This is a genomic window from Promicromonospora sp. NPDC050880, assembly GCF_044456525.1.
Classification (GTDB): Bacteria; Actinomycetota; Actinomycetes; order Actinomycetales; family Cellulomonadaceae; genus Promicromonospora.
The window spans coordinates 543,195-561,068 of the sequence record NZ_JBITFV010000001.1 but is presented as its reverse complement, the minus strand read 5'-3'; the positions used below and the strand labels follow the sequence as shown (position 1 = coordinate 561,068).

The 17,874-nt window shown below is 75.2% G+C and carries 16 protein-coding genes; 11 read left to right on the top strand and 5 right to left on the bottom strand.

All coding sequences use genetic code 11. The annotated features are described in order from the left end of the window. Window positions 1-131: 131 nt before the first annotated feature. From ACIBBF_RS02605 to ACIBBF_RS02590, 4 genes are all read left to right on the top strand, one after another. Window positions 132-884, top strand: a complete 753-nt coding sequence (locus ACIBBF_RS02605) for an SDR family NAD(P)-dependent oxidoreductase (protein ID WP_397410176.1) — start codon at window positions 132-134, stop codon at window positions 882-884. A 65-nt stretch (window positions 885-949) separates the two neighbouring features. Further along, the gene (locus ACIBBF_RS02600; protein ID WP_397410174.1) at window positions 950-1,462 is read left to right on the top strand and encodes a DUF6153 family protein; all 513 of its coding nucleotides are present in this window, start codon (window positions 950-952) and stop codon (window positions 1,460-1,462) included. Between the two features lie 104 nt (window positions 1,463-1,566). Beyond that, window positions 1,567-2,151: a DUF305 domain-containing protein gene (locus ACIBBF_RS02595; protein WP_397410172.1), complete on the top strand. Its 585-nt coding sequence runs from the start codon at window positions 1,567-1,569 to the stop codon at window positions 2,149-2,151. Window positions 2,152-2,231: 80 nt separating this feature from the next. Then, window positions 2,232-3,719, top strand: a complete 1,488-nt coding sequence (locus ACIBBF_RS02590; protein ID WP_397410170.1) for a copper resistance protein CopC — start codon at window positions 2,232-2,234, stop codon at window positions 3,717-3,719. 24 nt (window positions 3,720-3,743) lie between these two features. Here ACIBBF_RS02590 and ACIBBF_RS02585 read toward each other — a convergent pair whose 3' ends face one another. Beyond that, entirely contained in the window at window positions 3,744-4,631 is an 888-nt protein-coding gene (locus ACIBBF_RS02585; RefSeq protein ID WP_397410168.1) for a universal stress protein, read from the bottom strand. A gap of 43 nt (window positions 4,632-4,674) precedes the next feature. Next, on the bottom strand, window positions 4,675-5,622 hold the full coding sequence (locus ACIBBF_RS02580) for an Acg family FMN-binding oxidoreductase (protein WP_397410166.1): 948 nt from the start codon (window positions 5,620-5,622) through the stop codon (window positions 4,675-4,677). A 160-nt stretch (window positions 5,623-5,782) separates the two neighbouring features. Between ACIBBF_RS02580 and ACIBBF_RS02575 the strand changes: the two genes are divergently transcribed. Beyond that, window positions 5,783-6,328: a flavodoxin family protein gene (locus ACIBBF_RS02575; protein WP_397410164.1), complete on the top strand. Its 546-nt coding sequence runs from the start codon at window positions 5,783-5,785 to the stop codon at window positions 6,326-6,328. A 151-nt stretch (window positions 6,329-6,479) separates the two neighbouring features. Next, window positions 6,480-8,105: a GAF domain-containing protein gene (locus tag ACIBBF_RS02570; RefSeq protein ID WP_397410162.1), complete on the top strand. Its 1,626-nt coding sequence runs from the start codon at window positions 6,480-6,482 to the stop codon at window positions 8,103-8,105. A 23-nt stretch (window positions 8,106-8,128) separates the two neighbouring features. On the opposite strand, the gene ACIBBF_RS02565 is transcribed toward ACIBBF_RS02570, so the two are convergent. Beyond that, window positions 8,129-9,139, bottom strand: coding sequence for a zinc-dependent alcohol dehydrogenase (locus ACIBBF_RS02565; protein ID WP_397410159.1), 1,011 nt, complete (start codon window positions 9,137-9,139; stop codon window positions 8,129-8,131). A gap of 155 nt (window positions 9,140-9,294) precedes the next feature. Here ACIBBF_RS02565 and ACIBBF_RS02560 point away from each other — a divergent pair, with 155 nt between their 5' ends. Next, on the top strand, window positions 9,295-10,290 hold the full coding sequence (locus ACIBBF_RS02560) for a zinc-binding alcohol dehydrogenase family protein (RefSeq protein WP_397410157.1): 996 nt from the start codon (window positions 9,295-9,297) through the stop codon (window positions 10,288-10,290). Window positions 10,291-10,483: 193 nt separating this feature from the next. Then, on the top strand, window positions 10,484-13,213 hold the full coding sequence (gene ppdK / locus ACIBBF_RS02555) for a pyruvate, phosphate dikinase (RefSeq protein ID WP_397410155.1): 2,730 nt from the start codon (window positions 10,484-10,486) through the stop codon (window positions 13,211-13,213). A 135-nt stretch (window positions 13,214-13,348) separates the two neighbouring features. Here ppdK and ACIBBF_RS02550 read toward each other — a convergent pair whose 3' ends face one another. Next, window positions 13,349-14,335: an Acg family FMN-binding oxidoreductase gene (locus ACIBBF_RS02550; RefSeq protein ID WP_397410153.1), complete on the bottom strand. Its 987-nt coding sequence runs from the start codon at window positions 14,333-14,335 to the stop codon at window positions 13,349-13,351. A gap of 218 nt (window positions 14,336-14,553) precedes the next feature. Here ACIBBF_RS02550 and ACIBBF_RS02545 point away from each other — a divergent pair, with 218 nt between their 5' ends. From ACIBBF_RS02545 to ACIBBF_RS02535, 3 genes are read left to right on the top strand one after another with little or no spacing between them, the layout of a single operon-like run. Then, entirely contained in the window at window positions 14,554-15,858 is a 1,305-nt protein-coding gene (locus ACIBBF_RS02545) for an NAD(P)/FAD-dependent oxidoreductase (protein WP_397410151.1), read from the top strand. 35 nt (window positions 15,859-15,893) lie between these two features. After that, window positions 15,894-16,211 (top strand): TusE/DsrC/DsvC family sulfur relay protein, encoded by a 318-nt coding sequence (locus tag ACIBBF_RS02540; protein WP_397410149.1) that lies wholly within the window; start codon window positions 15,894-15,896, stop codon window positions 16,209-16,211. Window positions 16,212-16,246: 35 nt separating this feature from the next. Next, entirely contained in the window at window positions 16,247-16,720 is a 474-nt protein-coding gene (locus ACIBBF_RS02535) for a DsrE/DsrF/DrsH-like family protein (protein WP_397410147.1), read from the top strand. 57 nt (window positions 16,721-16,777) lie between these two features. On the opposite strand, the gene ACIBBF_RS02530 is transcribed toward ACIBBF_RS02535, so the two are convergent. After that, window positions 16,778-17,677, bottom strand: coding sequence for a universal stress protein (locus ACIBBF_RS02530; RefSeq protein ID WP_397410146.1), 900 nt, complete (start codon window positions 17,675-17,677; stop codon window positions 16,778-16,780). Window positions 17,678-17,874: the final 197 nt, after the last annotated feature.

Genomic DNA, 17,874 nt, shown 5'->3' with positions numbered 1-17,874 from the left:
CAGGGGCCGTTCGGCCCCTGCCCGACGCGGCCGGTCCCGCGAGACTGACGATGCCGGCCGCGCGCACGGCCGGGGCGACGATGCCTGGCCGGCCGTGCGCGTGTCCGGACCAGGGAAGGGAGCGGGTGACCATGGGACGACTCGACGGCAGGGTGGCGGTCGTGACGGGCGGAGCCAGCGGGATCGGCCGGGCGATCGCCCTCCGGCTCGCGGCGGAGGGGGCAGCGGTACTGGTCACGGACGTCCAGGACGACGCGGGCGCGAAGGTGGTCGCCGAGATCTCCGAGAAGGGCGGCCGCGCGGTGTTCGTGCACCACGACGTGGCGGACCAGGACGCCTGGGCCGCGGTGGTCGACCGGGCGGTGACCGGGCTCGGCGGCCTCGACATCCTCGTGAACAACGCAGGCATCGGTGACCTCGGCTCCATCGAGGACACCACCCTGGAGCAGTACGAGCACACGATCGCGGTGGACCAGACCGGCGTCTTCCTGGGCACGCAGGCCGCGGCCGGTCCGCTCAAGGCGTCCGGTCACGGCTCGGTCATCAACATCAGCTCGATCTTCGGCACCAGCGGCGGTTTCGGCACCTCGCCCGCTTACCACGCGGCCAAGGGCGCCGTGCGGACGCTGACCAAGAACGTGGCCCTGGCCTGGGCCCGGGACGGTGTGCGCGTCAACTCGATCCACCCGGGGTTCATCGACACGCCGATCCTGGACGCCGCCCGGGGCACGCCGTTCGAGGCGGCGATGCTCGACGTGACCCCGATGGGACGGCTGGGCCGGCCCGAGGAGGTCGCCGCCGCCGCCGCGTACCTGGCCGGCGACGACGCGTCGTTCGTCACCGGCTCCGAGCTCTACGTGGACGGCGGGTACATCGCCCGCTGAGCCCGGTCCCCGGCCGTGCGCCGTTCGATTCGGCATGGCGCCGACCGTGGGATAGCCTCCGTGCCGTGCGCGTGATCTCGCTGCTCCGCTCGGCCGTCGCCGGTCCTCGGCGGGGCCTGGCCGGAGCGCTGGCGATCCTCACCGTGATCGTCGGCGTGGTGGCGATGCACTCCCTGAGCGGTTCGCCCGCGACCCACCCGCACCCCGTGCCGCACGAGGCCGCACCGGCCCAGGTCGCCGCCGCACATCCCGCCGCCGTGCCGGTCATGACCCCGACGGCCGAGCAGCCCGCCGCCGTCGCGCCGGTCGCCGCCGTCGCGCCGGTCGCCGACGCACCCGCCGGCCACGCCGGGAACGAGCGGGACACCGGCCCCTGCTGCAGCGGGTGCGGCGGGCACGACGCCGCCATGGCGATGTGCCTCATGATCCTCGTCGCGCTGCTCGCCCTGGTGGCACCCGTGCGGCGTCTGCTCTGGCGCGCACCGGTCGCGCTGACGGCCGCGCTGCCGCCGGCGCTCGCGACCCTGGGCGGCCTCGCCGCGCCGTCCCTGCACGAGCTCTGCATCTCCCGGACGTAGACCCGGGCCCCGGCGCGCACCCGCGCCGGCCCGAGAGCGCGACCGTGCCCGAGCACCGTCGCGCCCGTGAGTGCTACCCCGAGACGACACCAGAGGAAGACCCCATGAAGCGCACCCTTCTGTCCACGACCATGTCCGCGATCGCCCTCGCCGGCGCCCTGGCGCTGACGGGCTGCTCCGGTTCCGCGGAACCGGAGCAGGACACCGCGACCGCGGCCGGCGAGCACACGGCCCACAACGACGCGGACGTCATGTTCGCGCAGATGATGATCCCGCACCACGAGCAGGCGATCGAGATGGCGGACGTCGTCCTGGCCCGGCCGGACGCCGCCCCGCAGGTCGCGGAGCTGGCCACGCAGATCAAGGCGGCGCAGGCCCCGGAGATCGAGACGCTCGGCCAGTGGCTCGACACCTGGGGTGCCGAGCGCACCTCGGAGCACGGCGGGCACGCCGGGATGGACGGCATGATGTCGGAGGACGACATGCAGATGCTGGCCGACGCGGCCGGCCCCGAGGCAGACCGCCTGTTCCTGGAGCAGATGATCGTGCACCACCAGGGCGCCGTCGAGATGGCGCAGGAAGAGGTCGAGTCGGGCGAGGACGCGGGCGCCGTCGAGATGGCGCGGACGATCGTCGACACGCAGGCGGCCGAGATCGAGACGATGGAAGGCCTGCTCGCCTCGATGTGACCGCCGGTGGTGGGGGGGGGGGCCGGGGCCCCCCCCCCCCCCCCCCCCCCCCCCCCCACCCCTCCCGAAGGAGTCTGCCCATGTGCAGAACGCTCGGTGGCGCGCGCCCTCGTGCGGTCCTGGTCCGGGCGGCCGCCGGCCTGCTCGCGACACTCGTCCTGGCGCTGGGGTGGGCGCCGCCCGCCGCGGCGCACACCCGGCTCGAGTCGACGGCGCCCGCCGCCGGGTCGACGGCGTCGGCCCCCGTGGCCGAGGTGACCCTGCGGTTCACGCTGCCGGTGAGTCCGCTCGGGGACGGCGTGGTGGTCGACGGGCCGGACGGCACCGTCGCGGCCACGGTCGCTCCGGCGCAGGACGGCCTGGCCCTGGTCGCGACGCCGTCCGCACCGCTGCGGGCGGGCCGGTACACGGTGACTTGGACGGCAGCGGCCCAGGACGGCCACCCGCTGGAGGGCACGTTCGGCTTCGACGTCGCCGGCGGGGCTGCGGGCGGCGAGGCGCCGGGCGGTGCGTCGGCGTCGCCGGAGGCGTCCGGCGAGCCCGGGGGAGCCGGTGCCGGGGACGATGCCTCCGGTGGGAACCACGACACGGGCCATGGCACGGGCCACGACATGGGACATGACATGGGCCACGACCCCGCCGCGATGGACAGTCCGGCGACCCGCGCGGCGTCGGCCGCCGTCCGCCTGGGTGCCGCGGCCGCGCTCTGGGGCGCGCTGGTCGCCGGGGGTGCCCTGGTGTTCGTGGGCCTGGTGCTGCGCGGCCGCGACGAGGCGGACCCGCCGGCGGTGCTGCGGCTGGTCCGGTGGTCGGGCGTGCTGCTGCTCGGCGGGCTCGTCGTCCGGGTGCTGGCGGGTTCGGTGCTCCTGGCGCACGGCGACCTCGCGTCCGGCGTGTCCGCGTCCGCGATCGGTGACTCGCTCACCGGGACGGCGCGGTGGGACGTCGGCCTCCAGGCCGCGGGCGCCGTCGCGATCACGGTCGGTGCCCGGCACACGGCGGCCGGCTCCTGGCTCGCAGCGGCCGGCGCTGCGCTGGCGGGCGCCGGGCAGGTGCTCGGCGGGCACAGCAACACCGTCGAGCCGCGGTGGCTGGTGGTGACCGCGGACGTGGCGCACCTCGCGGCCGCCGCCACGTGGGTGGGCGGGCTCGTCGCCCTCGGCGTGCTGCTGCGGGCGCGCCGCCGGGACGGGCGCGACCCGGACGCCGCGCTGACGGTGGCCCGCTTCTCGGTGGTCGCGGCGGCCGCCGTCACCGTGGTCGGCGTGGCCGGGGTGCTGCTCGCGGTGGGGATCCTGGACCGGCCGGCCCAGCTCTGGGAGAGCGACTGGGGCCGGTTCCTGCTGGCCAAGGCGGGCCTCGTCGCCGTGGTGGCGGCGATCGGCGCGCACAACCACCTCCGCGTCGTCCCGCGGCTGACGGCCCGACGCCGCGCCGTCGTGCGGCACGCGGGCCGCTCCCGCACGGCCGGGGTGGCCCTGCGGCGCAGCACGGGCCGGGAGACGACGCTGATGGCCGGGGTCGTGCTGCTCACGGCCTGGCTGGTCGCGGCGTCGGTGGAGCCCTGACCGGTCCCGGTGCCCGGCCGGCGCTCATACGGCCGTGAGAGTCTCCGGCCGGTGCACGTGCACCACCAGGACGGGGCACGGCGCGGTGCGCAGCACGGCGTCGGGCACGCTGCGCAGCAGGCGGCCCGTGACCGCCGAGTGGCGGCGCCCGCCGACCACCAGGATGTCGTGCCGGGCCAGGTTGTGGAGCAGGGCCACCACGGGGTCCCCGCGCCTGGTCACCACCGTGTAGGCGACGCCGGGGTACTTCCGGGACCACTGGAGCAGCCGGTCGGTCAGCGCGTCGCTGCTCTCGTGCCACGTCCCGGTGGCGCGGTCCTTGTCCAGCAGCGCCGACACGACCGGGTCGGTGCCCGTCACGTGCAGCACCTCCAGCGGGCACCCGCGCGCCGCCGCCTCGGCGAACGCCGTCTCCAGCAGGTCCGGCTCGTCCTCGCGCCCCGCCCCCACCCTGATCCGGCGGGGCTCGCCCGTGGCTGCGCCCGCCGGCACCACGGCGACGGTGCCGGGTGCGCCGGCGGCCAGCGCCGAGGAGGTGGAACCGAGCAGGGCCCGGTCGAGCGCGCCCAGGGCGCGCCGTCCCACCACGACAAGGTCGCACGTGCTCGACTGCTGGGCCAGGACGTGGGCGGCGGCGCCCGGCAGCACGAGCACCCGGACCTCGCGGCCGCCCGGCCGCCGGTCGCCCAGCCGGTCCCGTGCGGCGCGGGCCGCGCGGTGGGCCTGCTCGCGCGCGTCCAGGGCCAGGCTGCTCGCTCCCGGGCCGGGCTCGGGGGGCGTGGGGTAGGCGGCCACGACGGTGAGCCGGGCCCGGTGCAGGTCGGCCGTGCGGGCCGCCCAGTCCAGCGCGGACATGCTCTCGGCCGTGCCGTCGACGCCCACGACGACGCCGTGGTACCAGGCACTGTTCATGATCGTCCTCCTTCTGCCCCGGACCGGGGTGCGGTCCGTGGGGTCAGCCCGCCGCCGGCTCGACGGTGCGGCGGGGTGTGTGCTGCGGCATCGAGCTGTAGCCGAGCCGCATCACCATCTGGGGGACCCCGTCGAGCGACAGTGCCCGGCGCAGGTCGTGGCGGGTGGTCGGGTTCTCCAGCACGGTGGTGGCGAACGAGGCGTGGACGAAGAAGGTGCTCGCCACCAGCAGCACCCGCTCCAGGGCCTGGCCCGCGGCGACCCAGTCTCGTGCCGAGTCGCCCGGCGTCGTCAGGACGGCCGTCGTCGAGTGCAGCTCGAACGGGGCGCTGCCCTCGCTGGCGAGGAACTGTCGTACCGGCGCCCGGTCGTCGGTCGGGCGGGGGCCGAGCAGGTCGCGCGGGATGCCGTCGCCGCGTCCGGGGTCCGTGGCGGTCCAGGCGGCCTCCTCGGCGCTCGCCGCGGGATCCTCCGCGGCGAGCGCCTCGGCCCGGCGGACGAGCCGCAGGACCTCCTCGCGCGCGGGATCGCCCGGCTGGACGACGCGCAGGTCGGCACCCTCGTCGTGCGCCGCCGCGACGACGGCGTGCAGCACGTCGCTGAACAGCGGCTGGTCGTCGAACGGGACCCGCGAGGTGGTGCGCCGTGCGATGGCGACCGAGAGCTCGAGCTCGTCCGCATCCGGGTCGCGGCCCGGTTCGAGCTCGATCGTGGCCACGAGGTGGTCGTCGTCGGGGTCGGGCAGCACCGTGACGACGGCGTCGAGGGACTCACGGCGCGCGGCCGTGCGGGCGTTGAGCAGGAACGCGCCGCAGCTGATCAGCATCTCCCGGCCGCGAGGGTCCGTGTGCCGGAGCTGGCGCGCCGGGTCCGCGCGGAGCGTCAGGGCGCTGCCCGCGGTGGTCACCAGCCACGGCTGGGTGTTCAGCACGCTGGGTGCGCTCGCGGCGGCCCGCAGGATCCGCTGTGTCCGTGCTTCGTCGAGGTTCATCCCCGCCCTCCCTTCCCCTCGTCAGTCTTGGCGCGGGGGAGGGCCCGGCACACGGGCCGAAGGTCCTGCGGGGCCGGGGCAGACGGCCCTGACGGCGGGGTGCGGGCGGAGGCGAGGCTCGTCCCACACGGAACTGTTCGAGGTCGAGGAGGTGCTCGCGATGCGCGCACTGGTGGTCTACGAGTCGATGTTCGGCAACACCGAGCAGGTCGCGCACGCGGTCGCGGAGGGGATCGAGGCGTCGATGCACGCCGACGTCGTCGAGGTGGGGGCGGCACCCGACATGGTGCCCGCGGACGTGACGCTGCTCGTGGTCGGCGGGCCGACGCACGCCTTCAGCATGTCCTGGCCCTCGACGCGGCGGGACGCGGCAGCGCGGGCGGCGCACATCGTGTCTCGTGAGCGGGGCATCCGCGAGTGGCTGGGTGCCCTACCGGGCGTCCGCACCGATGCCCGGACCGAGGCCACGGCTTTCGACACCCGGGCGACGTCGCACTTCACCGGATCCGCGGCGCGGGCGGCCGGGCGGCGCCTGGACCGGCTGGGCTACCCGATCATCGCGGCGCCGACGAGCTACCGGGTCACCGACATGACCGGCCCGCTGGCCGACGGCGAGCTCGCGCGGGCCCGGGCGTGGGGCAAGGGGCTCGGGGCCGAGGTGGCCGCGACCCGGTCGTCCCTCCCGCGCCGGCGCCCTCCCGCCTGACTCGCCCTCCCGGCTGCCTCCCGCTCGACCCGCTGTCACCGGCACGCACGGGGTGAATCCCGTGCTGCACAGCACTCTGCCCGTGTCATCGTCTGCGTGTGCAGCGCCAGGCCGATACGGTGGTGCCGCGGGGGCAGGACGGGGGAGTGCGGTGGCGGAGCGTGCCCGCGAACAGGCCGAGCTGTTGCTCGACGCGCTGGCGACGATGGGGCGGGGTCTCGACCTGGAGACCACGCTGAACGAGATCAGTGCGACCGCGGCGCGCCTCGTGGGCGCTCGGTACGCAGCGTTGGGCGTGCTGGGTCCGGACGGGCGCATCGCGCGGTTCCTGACGGTGGGGCTGACGCCGGACCAGGTGCGCGCCATCGGCCCGTACCCCACGGGGCACGGCATCCTGGGCGAGCTCATCCGCCACCCGGCGCCGTTGCGGCTGCACGACCTGACCCAGCACCCGGCATCCGTGGGCTTCCCGCCCAACCATCCGCCGATGCGCGTCTTCCTGGGTGCTCCGCTGCAGGTGCACGGGGCGGCGTTCGGCAACCTCTACCTCACGGAGAAGGAGGGCGGGGGCGACTTCACGGAGGACGACCAGCGGCTCCTGGAGGCGCTGGCGGCCGGCGCGAGCGTGGCCATCGAGAACGCGGACCTGTACGACGAGGCGCGCCTGCGGGAGCGCGCGGCGCAGGCGAACGACGAGATCTCCCGGCAGGTGCTCACCGGCAGCGCGCCGGGCGACGTGCTCAACCTCGTGGCCAAGCACGCCCGGCGGGTGGCCGGCGCCGACCTGGCGGTGATCTCCGTGCCCGAGCCGGAGTCGCGGCGCCTGGTGGTGCAGGCGGCGTCCGGCCCTGACACCGACCGGCTGGTCGGCACCATGCTGCCGCCGGACGGCACGTTCGCGTCGGTCGTGATCGGCTCGGGCCGGCCGATGTTCTCCGCGGCGGCGGCCGCCGACGAGCGCGCCCAGCTCTCCTTCGACCTGCGCCACGAGCTCGGGCCGTTCGCGGTGCTGCCGCTGGGCGAGCAGGGCAGTACCCGCGGGGTGCTCGCCGTGGGGCGGTACCTCGGCGGGGCGCCGTTCTCCGCCGTCGTCGTCGAGGCGCTGGAGGGGTTCGCGGCGCAGGCCGCCGTCGCCCTGGAGCTGGCCGAGCACCGCGTCGACGTGGAGCGGCTCGCCGTGCTGCGCGACCGTGACCGCATCGCCAGGGACCTGCACGACCTGGCGATCCAGCGGCTGTACGCCACGGGGCTGTCCCTGCACACGCTCAGCCGGGGGCTGGGTGGCGAAGGCGCCGAACGGGTGGAGCGCGCGGTGGACGAGATCGACGAGACCATCGCCATGATCCGGACCACCATCCACCGGCTGCAGCCCGGCGGCCCGGGCGACCGCCGCGTCGGTCTGCGCTCGCGGGTCATCACGGAGGTGGACACCGCCGCGGGGCCGCTCGGCTTCGCCCCCCGGCTGCGGTTCGACGGTCCGGTCGACTCCTCGGTGCCGCCCGACGTCGGCGACCACGTCGTGGCGGTCGTGCGCGAGGGGCTGTCGAACGTGGCGCGGCACGCGCACGCCCGGACGGTGTCGGTGCGCCTGACCGTGACGGACACGGTGGCGCTCGTGGTGACGGACGACGGCGCGGGCGTGCCCGAGGGCGTCGCGTTCAGCGGCCTGCGCAACCTCGCCCGGCGGGCCACCGAGCTGGGCGGCTCGCTGAGCATCGGGCCCGGCCCGTCGAAGGGCACCCGCCTGGAGTGGCGGGTGCCGCTCGACGGGGCCTGACCGGCGCGGTCAGCCCCCTGCCCTCACAGGCCGAACACGATGCGTGCCGGCACCCGGCCGGCCAGCACGTCCGTCATGGACTCGTTCACCTCGTCGAGCTTGCGCTCGGTCGCGACCACCTCGGTGCGTCCGGCCGCGTGCAGGGCGAACACGTCGGCGAGGTCGTTGCGGGTGCCGACGATCGAGCCGATCACGGAGATGCCCTTCAGGACGGTGTCGAAGATCGGCAGCTGGATGGTGCCGTGCGCGGGCAGGGCGACGCAGACCAGCCGCCCACCGCGGCGCAGTGACGCGAAGGCCTGGTCGAACGAGGCCGGCGACGCGGCCAGCGCGACCGCGACGTCGGCCCCGCCGAGCCGCTGGATCGCGTGGGCCGGGTCCTCGCGGGCGGCGTTGACCACGTGGTCGGCGCCGAGCCGGGCGGCCAGGTCCAGCTTGTGGTCCTCCAGGTCCACGGCCACCGTGAACGCGCCCGCGATCCGGGCGTACTGCAGCGCCAGGTGCCCGAGGCCGCCGATGCCGAAGATCGCCACGGTCTCGGCCGGCGCCACGCCGGCCACCCTGATCGCCTTGTAGGTGGTCACGCCCGCGCAGGTCAGGGGCGCGGCGTCCAGCGACGACACGTCGTCGGGCACCGGGGTCGCGAACGCGGCGGGGACGACGGCGTACTCGGCGAACGCCCCGTTCACCGAGTAGCCGGAGTTGGCCTGCTTCTCGCACAGGGTCTCCCGGCCGCTGATGCAGTAACGGCACTCGCCGCAGGCGCTGCCGAGCCACGCGATGGCGACTCGCTGCCCGGGGCTGCGGCCGTGCACGCCCTCGCCGAGCCGCTCGATGCGGCCGACGCCCTCGTGCCCCGGCACGAACGGCGGGTGGGGCTTGACCGGCCAGTCGCCGTGCGCGGCGTGGATGTCGGTGTGGCACAGACCGCTGGTCTCGATCCGGACCAGGACCTGACCGGGTCCGGGCTCGGGGACGGGCACGTCCATGACCTGCAGCGGTGCGGTGAAGTCGGTGACGACGGCGGCCTTCATGACAGCTCCGATCGGAGAGGGTGTGCTGACGGTTCAACATCACTGCGCGAGAGCTGGCGCGAAGCAGAGGCCAACGTCCCGACACCCGACGGGCGAAGGTCCCCGCGAGTGCGCCGGCGCTGGCGGCCGGGCGGTGGACTGGTCATGGTGGAGGCATGGACATGCGGGCGTGGGTCACCGGGAGCACGGCGGGCAGCCTCGCCCTGCGCCAGGTGCCCGTGCCCCGGCCCGGACCGGACGAGGTGCTGGTGCGGGTCGAGGCCTGCGGCGTGTGCCGCACCGACCTGCACGTCGTGGACCGCGAGCTGCCCGTGCACCTGCCGCACGTGGTGCCGGGGCACCAGGTGGTCGGCGTCGTCGAGGAGACGGGCCCCGCCGTGCGGCAGCTGCGGCGCGGCGACCGTGTGGGCGTCGCGTGGCTGCGCCGCACCTGCGGCGCGTGCCGGTGGTGCCGCGAGGGGCAGGAGAACCTCTGCCCCGACTCGCGGTACACCGGGTGGGACGCCCACGGCGGCTTCGCCGAGCACACCACCGTGCCCGAGACCTACGCCTACCGGCTGCGCGCCGACCGGGACCCTGCCGAGGTGGCCCCGCTCCTGTGCGCCGGCATCATCGGGTACCGGGCGCTGACCCGCACCGGCCTGCGCGCCGGCGGCCGGCTCGGCCTGTACGGCTACGGGTCCAGCGCGCACCTCACCGCACGCCTGGCCGTCGCGTGCGGCGCGGAGGTCTACGTCATGACGCGCGGCGCCGCCAACCGTGACCTGGCCCGGCGGACCGGCGCCCGGTTCGTCGGGGGCGCGACCGACCGGCCGCCCGAGCCGGTCGACGCCGCGATCGTCTTCGCCCCGGCGGGCGAGCTCGTGCCGCTCGCCCTCCAGGCCACCGAACGGGGCGGCACCGTGGTGCTGGCGGGCATCCACATGAGCGACCTGCCCACCATGTCGTACACCGAGCACCTCTTCTACGAGCGCGACCTGCGCACCGTCACCGCCAACACCCGCGCCGACGGCGCCGCGTTCCTGCGGCTGGCCCGCACGCTCCGGATCGTCCCGGAGGTGACCCGCTACCCCTTCGACCGGACGGACGAGGCGCTCGCGGACCTCCGGTCGGGGGCGGCGTCCGGCTCGCTGGTCGTGACACCCGGCTGACGGGACGACCCGGGCCGTCGCCGTCGCGGGGCTCGCCCGCCCGGTCGAGGGGGACCTACGTCCCCGCCGTGCGGGGCCGACGGCCCTGACCCGCCGCGCACCGGCCGGGCGACGCTGGCAGCGTGGCCGGGCCGCCCCGCCCCGGCACGGCCGCCGGAGACACGGCACGCGGGCGCGGACCGACGGAGGCGCGATGACCACGCATGCAGACAGCCGGACCGGATCGGCCACCACGGGCGCGCCGCCGCCGGCGTCGGCACCACCGGCGGACGGGAGGCTGGTCTACGACCTGTCGGAGGGGAACGCCGGGATGCGCTCCCTGCTCGGCGGCAAGGGCGCGGGCGTCGCGGAGATGCGGCGCATCGGCGTACCCGTCCCCGACGGCTTCACGGTGACCACCGCGGCGTGCGTCGCCGCCATGCGAGGCGGCGGCACCTGGCCCGACGGGCTCTGGGACGAGATCCAGGCGCACCTCGACGCCCTGGAACGCCGCACCGGCCGGGTGCTCGGCGCCGCCGAGCGCCCGCTGCTGGTGTCCGTGCGGTCGGGCGCCGTGTTCTCCATGCCGGGGATGATGGACACCATCCTCAACCTGGGCATCTCGGAGCAGTCCGCCGCCGGGCTCGCGGCCGAGTCGGGCGACCCGCGGTTCGCGTGGGACTCCTACCGCCGGTTCGTGCAGATGTACGGCGAGGTGGTCGAAGGCGTCCCGGGACAGGCCTTCGAGGACGAGCTCACCGCGCTCAAGGACCGGCGCGGCGCCCGGCAGGACACGGACCTCACGGTCGACGACCTGCGCGACCTCACCGCCACGTTCCGCCGCGTGGCCCGCGAGAGCACCGGCCACGACCTGCCCACCGAGCCGCGCGAGCAGCTCCGGCGGGCGATCGACGCCGTCTTCGCGTCGTGGGACAGCCCCCGGGCGCAGGTCTACCGGCGGCTGAACGACATCCCGGACGACCTGGGCACCGCCGTGAACGTCATGCAGATGGTCTTCGGCAACAAGGGCGGCACCTCCGCGACCGGCGTGTGCTTCACGCGCAACCCGGCCACGGGCGCCAAGGAACGGTACGGCGAGTTCCTCCTCGACGCGCAGGGCGAGGACGTGGTGGCGGGCATCCGCACCCCGCGGCGCCTGCCGGAGCTGGAGACCGTGCTGCCCGAGGCGTACGCCCGGCTCATGTCCGCGATGGACCGGCTGGAGCGCCACTACGGCGACATGCAGGACATCGAGTTCACCGTCGAGGACGGCACGCTCTACCTGCTGCAGGTGCGCACCGGCAAGCGCACCGCCGCGGCGGCCCTCAAGGTCGCGCGCGACCTCGTCGCAGAGGGCCTGATCGACAAGGAGGAGGCCCTGCGGCGCATCGACCCCGCCCAGCTCGACCAGCTCCTGCACCCCGCCCTCGACCCCGACCACACCGCGACCCCGCTCACCCACGGGCTCAACGCCTCGCCGGGCGCCGCCGTCGGCCGCCTCGTGTTCGACGCCGACACCGCCGCCGAGCAGGGCGCGGCCGGGCAGGCCGTGGTGCTCGTCCGGTGGGAGACGACGCCGGACGACATCCACGGCGTCGCCGCCGCCCAGGGCGTGCTCACCGCGCACGGCGGCATGACGTCGCACGCCGCCGTGGTGGCACGTGGCATGGGCAAGCCGTGCGTCGCGGGCGCCGGCGACCTGCGCATCGACGCCGACGCCCGCACCCTGACCATCGGCGGCACGGTGCTCACCGACGCGGACACCGTCACCCTCGACGGCACCACCGGTGCGGTCTACCCGGGCGCCCTGCCGCTCGTGCCGCCCCGCGTCACCGACGACTTCTCCACCGTCCTGGGCTGGGCCGACGACGTCCGCCGCCTCGGCGTCCGCGCCAACGCCGACACCGGGGCCGACGCCGTCCGCGCCCGCGAGCTCGGCGCCGAGGGCGTGGGCCTGTGCCGCACCGAGCACATGTTCATGGCCACCGACCGCCTGCCCGTCGTGCGCCGCATGATCCTGGCCGACACCGCCGCGTCCCGGCAGGCCGCCCTCGACCAGCTGCTGCCCGTGCAGCAGGCGGACTTCGAGGAGATCTTCACCGCGATGACCGGGCTGCCGGTGGCCGTGCGACTCATCGACCCGCCGCTGCACGAGTTCCTGCCCGACCTGGTGGAGCAGTCGCTGCTGGTGCAGCGGCTGGAAGCCGGCGGCGAGCCCGGTGAGCTGGGGCAGGCGCGCGCCCTCCTGGCCCGGATCACCAGCATGGCCGAGGCCAACCCCATGCTCGGCACCCGCGGCGTCCGGCTGACGCTGCTGCACCCGGAGATCGGCGTCATGCAGACCCGCGCGATCGTGCGTGCGGCGCTCGCGGTGCGGGCGCGCGGCCTGGACCCGCGCGTGGAGATCATGGTGCCCCTGGTCGGGTACGCCGAGGAGCTGCGGCGCATGCGCGAGATCGTCGTGGCCACCGCGGACGAGGAGCTGGCCGCCGCGGGCGTCACCGACCTGGCCTACCGCGTCGGCACCATGATCGAGCTGCCGCGTGCCGCGCTGACGGCGGGCGAGATCGCCGAGCACGCCGACTTCTTCTCGTTCGGCACGAACGACCTGACCCAGACGACGATCGGCGTCTCCCGCGACGACGCCGAAGGCTCCTTCCTGGCGGCGTACCTGGAGGAGGGCATCGTGCGCGCCGACCCCTTCGCCTCCCTCGACGCGGACGGCGTGGGCGAGCTCGTCCGGACCGGCGTCGAGCGCGGGCTGCGCACCCGGCCCGACCTGGAGACCGGCGTCTGCGGGGAGCACGGCGGTGACCCGGCGTCGATCACGCTGCTCGACAGGATCGGCGTGGACTACGTGTCCTGCTCGCCGTACCGCATCCCGGTCGCCCGCCTGGCGGCGGCCCGCGCCCGGCTGGACGATGCGGCGCGTGACGATGCGTGACGACGCGTGGCCCTCGCCCACCGAAGGTGCGCTTCTACCCAGTCATTGGGCCCACTAACTAGGGTCGTGGTGGGCCTGATGACTGGGTAGAAGCGCACTTCAGGCGCTGACGGCTGGTTCACCTGCCGCCCCGCGTCACGCCGTCGGCCGGTTGCGCCACGGTGTCCACGGGCGGACGGCGTCGTGCCGCGGGCGGGTGCGGCGGGGTGTGCGCTCCGCCTGGGGGCTGGTGCCCAGCCGCATGAGCATCTGCGGGTAGGCGTGCAGGGACAGGGCCTGGCGCAGGTCGTGCCGGGTCGTGGGGTTCTCCAGGACGGTGGTGGCGAACGACGCGTGCACGAAGTGCGTGGTGGCTACCAGCAGTGCGTGCTCCAGGGCCTGGCCGGCCGCGACCCAGTCCCGGGGAGAGTCGCCCGGCGTGGTCAGCACGGCAAGCGTCGAGTGCCGCTCGAACGGCTCCCGGCCCCGGCTGGCGTTGAACCGGCGCACGGGGGCGTCCGGGTTGCTCGGCGCGCGTCCGAGCAGGTGCGCCGGGATCCCGTCGTCGCGGCCCGGCCAGGTAGCGGTCCACGCCGCCTCCTCGTCGCGTGCGGCCATGTCCTCCGCCGCGACCGCCTCGGCGCGGCGCACCAGCGCGAGCACCTCCGGCCGCGAGGGATCGGAGGGCTGGATCGTGCGCATGCTGGCGCCCTCGGCGTACGCAGCGCGCTGGATCGCGACCAGCACGTCGGCCGGCAGCGGCCGGTCCTCGAAGGGGACGCGGGACGTCGTCCGGTGCTCGATCGCGACGGACAGCTCCAGCTCGTCGTCGCCCGGGTCGTCGCCCGGTTCGAGCGTGATCTGCGCGACGAGCAGGTCGTCCTCCGGGTCGGGCAGCACCGTGACCACCGCGGTGAGCGACTCCCGGCGGGCCGCGACCCGCGCGTTGAACAGGAACGCCCCGCAGCTGATCAGCATCTCCCGGCCGTGCGGGTCGCTGTGCCGTAGCTGCCGCGACGGGTCGGCGCGGAGCGTCACCGTGCGGTCGCTCGTCGCCACCCGCCAGGGCTGGGTGTTCAGGACGCTCGGCGCGTCCCCGGCGGCGTTCAGGATCCTCTCGACCCGTGCGTCGACGATGTCCATGGTCCGTCTCCCTCCGTCTCCTCCGGGGTCGCGCCGGCGGGTCCGGCGGGCCCCGTGCCGCGTCCTCGCGGTCTGGGCCACTCGTGCTCTGCGCCCAGCACACCACCGGTCCCGAGGGGCCAGCAGGGCTGCTGGTCCCGTCTTGCCCGGGCGAACGTCCCGCACCGCGACGACCAAGGCCCCTACGGGGCGCACCGTCCGGCGCCGAGACTGAGGGCATGACGGGACGAATCGTGATCCTGGGTGGTGGCACCGGCGGCACGCTGTCGGCCAACCGGCTGCGGCGCACGCTCGGCGACGACGTCGAGATCACCGTCGTCGACCAGGACGACCGGCACGTCTACCAGCCCGGGCTGCTGTTCGCGCCGTTCGGTCTTTCCCCGCTCGACAGCCTGGTCCGGCCCCGCCGGCGGCAGCTGCGGCCGGGCATCGGTTACCGCCGCGGCGTCGTACAGCGTGTCGACCTCGACCACGACCGCGTGCACCTGGCCGACGGCGCGGTGCTGCCCTACGACCTCCTGGTGATCGCGACGGGCGCACGGCTGCTGCCCGAGGAGACCGAGGGCCTCGCGACGCCGCTGCGGCCCGCACAGGTGCACACGTTCTACGACTACGAGGGCGCCCAGGCCCTCGCCCGGGCCCTGGCCGCGTTCGACGGCGGCCGGCTCGTGGTCGACGTCGTCGACATGCCGATCAAGTGCCCGGTAGCGCCCCTGGAGTTCTGCTTCCTGGCCGACTGGTACTTCCGGCGGCGTGGCATCCGCGACGCGGTCTCGCTGACCTACGTCACCCCGCTGGACGCGGCGTTCACCAAGCCCGTCGCCGCCGCGGCACTGGCCGGCCTGCTCGCCCGCAAGGACATCGACCTGGTTACCGAGTTCAACACCGGGAGCGTCGAGGACGCCGACGGGGCCGGCGGACGCCTCGTGTCGTTCGACGAGCGGGAGGTCCCCTTCGACCTGGCGGTGATGGTGCCCCTGCACGGCGGTGCAGCCTACGTGGAGGCCTCGGACGGCCTGGGCGACGAGCTTGGCTTCGTGCCCGTGGACCCGCGCACCCTGCAGTCCACGGCGCGGCCCAACATCTTCGTCATCGGCGACGCCGCGGCCCTGCCGACCTCGAAGGCCGGCTCCGTCACGCACTTCGAGGGCGAGATCCTCACCCGGAACGTCGCGCGGTTCCTCGCCGGTCAGGAGCCGGACGCCGCGTTCGACGGGCACGCCAACTGCTTCATCGAGACCGGGTTCGGCAAGGCCCTGTTGATCGACTTCAACTACGACACCGAACCGCTGCCCGGCCGGTACCCCGCGGCCGTCGGCCTGCCGCTGCTCAAGGAGTCGCGGCTCAACCACCTCGGCAAGCGGATGTTCGCCTGGCTGTACTGGCACAGCCTGCTGCCCGGCCGGGACGTGCCCGGGGTCGGCGCGGCCATGCCGCGCGCGGGCAAGCACCTGCCCGCTGCCTCGCGTCCGCAGGCCGCAGGCGCCGTGCCGCACGAACAGCACGAACCGCACGGCCGGTAAGCACGAGCAGGTAGGCACGAGCAGGGAGGCCCGACATGCCCACCGTCACCTACGCCGGCACACCGGTGCTGGTCAACGACGAGGGATTCTTCACCGACCCGGAGCAGTGGCGCGAACCGATGGCGTCCGAGATCGCCCGCGAAGCCGGCATCGACGCGCTGACCGAGCGGCACTGGCGCGTCATCGAGCACGTGCGCCACGAGTACGCCGACAAGGGCACCGGCCCGACGGTCCGGGCACTCGGCAAGACCTCCGGCGTGGGGGTCAAGGAGCTGTACGAGCTCTTCCCGAAGGGCCCGGCGAAGCTGGCGGCCAAGATCGCCGGCGTGCCCAAGCCGCGCGGGTGCATCTGACAGGACATCTGGAACAACCATCAGGACGGTGCGTCATGGCAGGCGACGGCACGATCGAGAAGGTCTCGATCATCATCTCCAAGGGCTCCCTCGAGGGCGTCTACCCCGGGCTGATCATGGCCAACGGCGCCCGCGCCGAGGGGATCGAGGCTAACCTCTTCTTCACCTTCTTCGGGCTGGACGCGATCCACGAGCGCCGGTGGGAGCGGGTCCGGCTGGCCACCGTGGGCAACCCCGGCCTGCACCTGCCGACCTGGGTCGGCGCCCTGCCCGGGGTCTCGGCCCTGATGACGCGGTACATGGCTCGCCGGATGGACCGGCTCGACATCCCGCCGGTCCCGGAGTTCGTGGAGATGATCGCCGACACCGGGGCGGGACTGTACGCCTGCCAGGCGTCGGTGGACCTCTTCGGCTACCGCCGGGAGGACTTCATCGGCCAGGTGAAGGACATCATCACGGTGGGCGAGTTCTACGACCTCGCGGCGGGCGGCCAGATCATTTTCACGTGACCGTCGCCCGCCCGCCCCGGGCACGTCGCCCGGGGCGGCGTCACGGCCACACCGGGCTCACGACCGCGGCAGCGGGACGACGGCGACCGGGCACGCCGCGTGATGGATCAGGGCCTGGCTGGTCGACCCGAGCAGCAGCCCGCGGAACCCGCCGCGGCCGCGCGTCCCGACCACGACGAGCTGCGCCCGCTCGGCGTGCTCGAGCAGCACCCGGGCCGGCCCCTCCCGGACCACCACCTCCTCGACCCGGACGCCCGGGTGCCGCGCGCGGTCCTGGGCCAGCCACGTGCTCAGCTGCTCCGACTCGTGCCGCTCGATGGCGTCCCACGCGGTGGTCAGCTCCCAGACCGTCGTCACGGGCAGGTCGCTCCAGGCGTGCACGGCCACGAGCGGGACGCCGCGCAGCGACGCCGCCTCGAACGCGAACGTGACGGCCGCCCGGCTGGTGCCCGAACCGTCCACGCCGACCACCACCGGGCCGGTCTGCGGACCGTCCGGCGGGGTGGTGCCGGGCGGTTCGGCCGTGCGGACGACCACCACCGGGCAGTGCGCGTGCGTGCTGACCGCCACCGCGATCGACCCGATGATCAGCCCGCTGAAACCGCCGAGGCCGCGGTCACCGAGCACCACCATGCCGGCGGACGCCGACCGCCCGATCAGGCGCGCCGCCACCGAGCCGCCCACCAGGTCGGTGCTCGTGACGACCCCTGGGGCCGCGTCGCGGGCCGCTGCCTCGGCCTCGTCGAGCCACTGCCGGCCCTGCGCGATCAGCGCGTCCTGGTACGCCCCGAGCGCCACTGCGTGCGGCACGCTCACCGGCACCGGGGTCCAGACGTGCGCGAGCACCAGCGGCACGTCCCGCCGGGCGGCCTCCAGCGCGGCCCAGCGGGCCGCCCGGGTGGCCGACTCCGAGCCGTCGACCCCGACCAGCACGGGGCCCGTCGTCGTCTGAGTCATCTCGGTCTCCTCGGTCGGTACGGGGCGGTCCGCCGCGGCCGCCGGTCACCTCCCACGCTAGGCAGCGCGGGCCCGGGCGCCCCGTGCCGTCGGTCCCGGGGTTGCGGGCCCATGGTCCCTGGTGCCGCACGGGCCGCCGGAGAAGGGTGGGAGCACACCCGCCGCGCGCGGGGCGGAACCTGACCGACGGGAGCAGT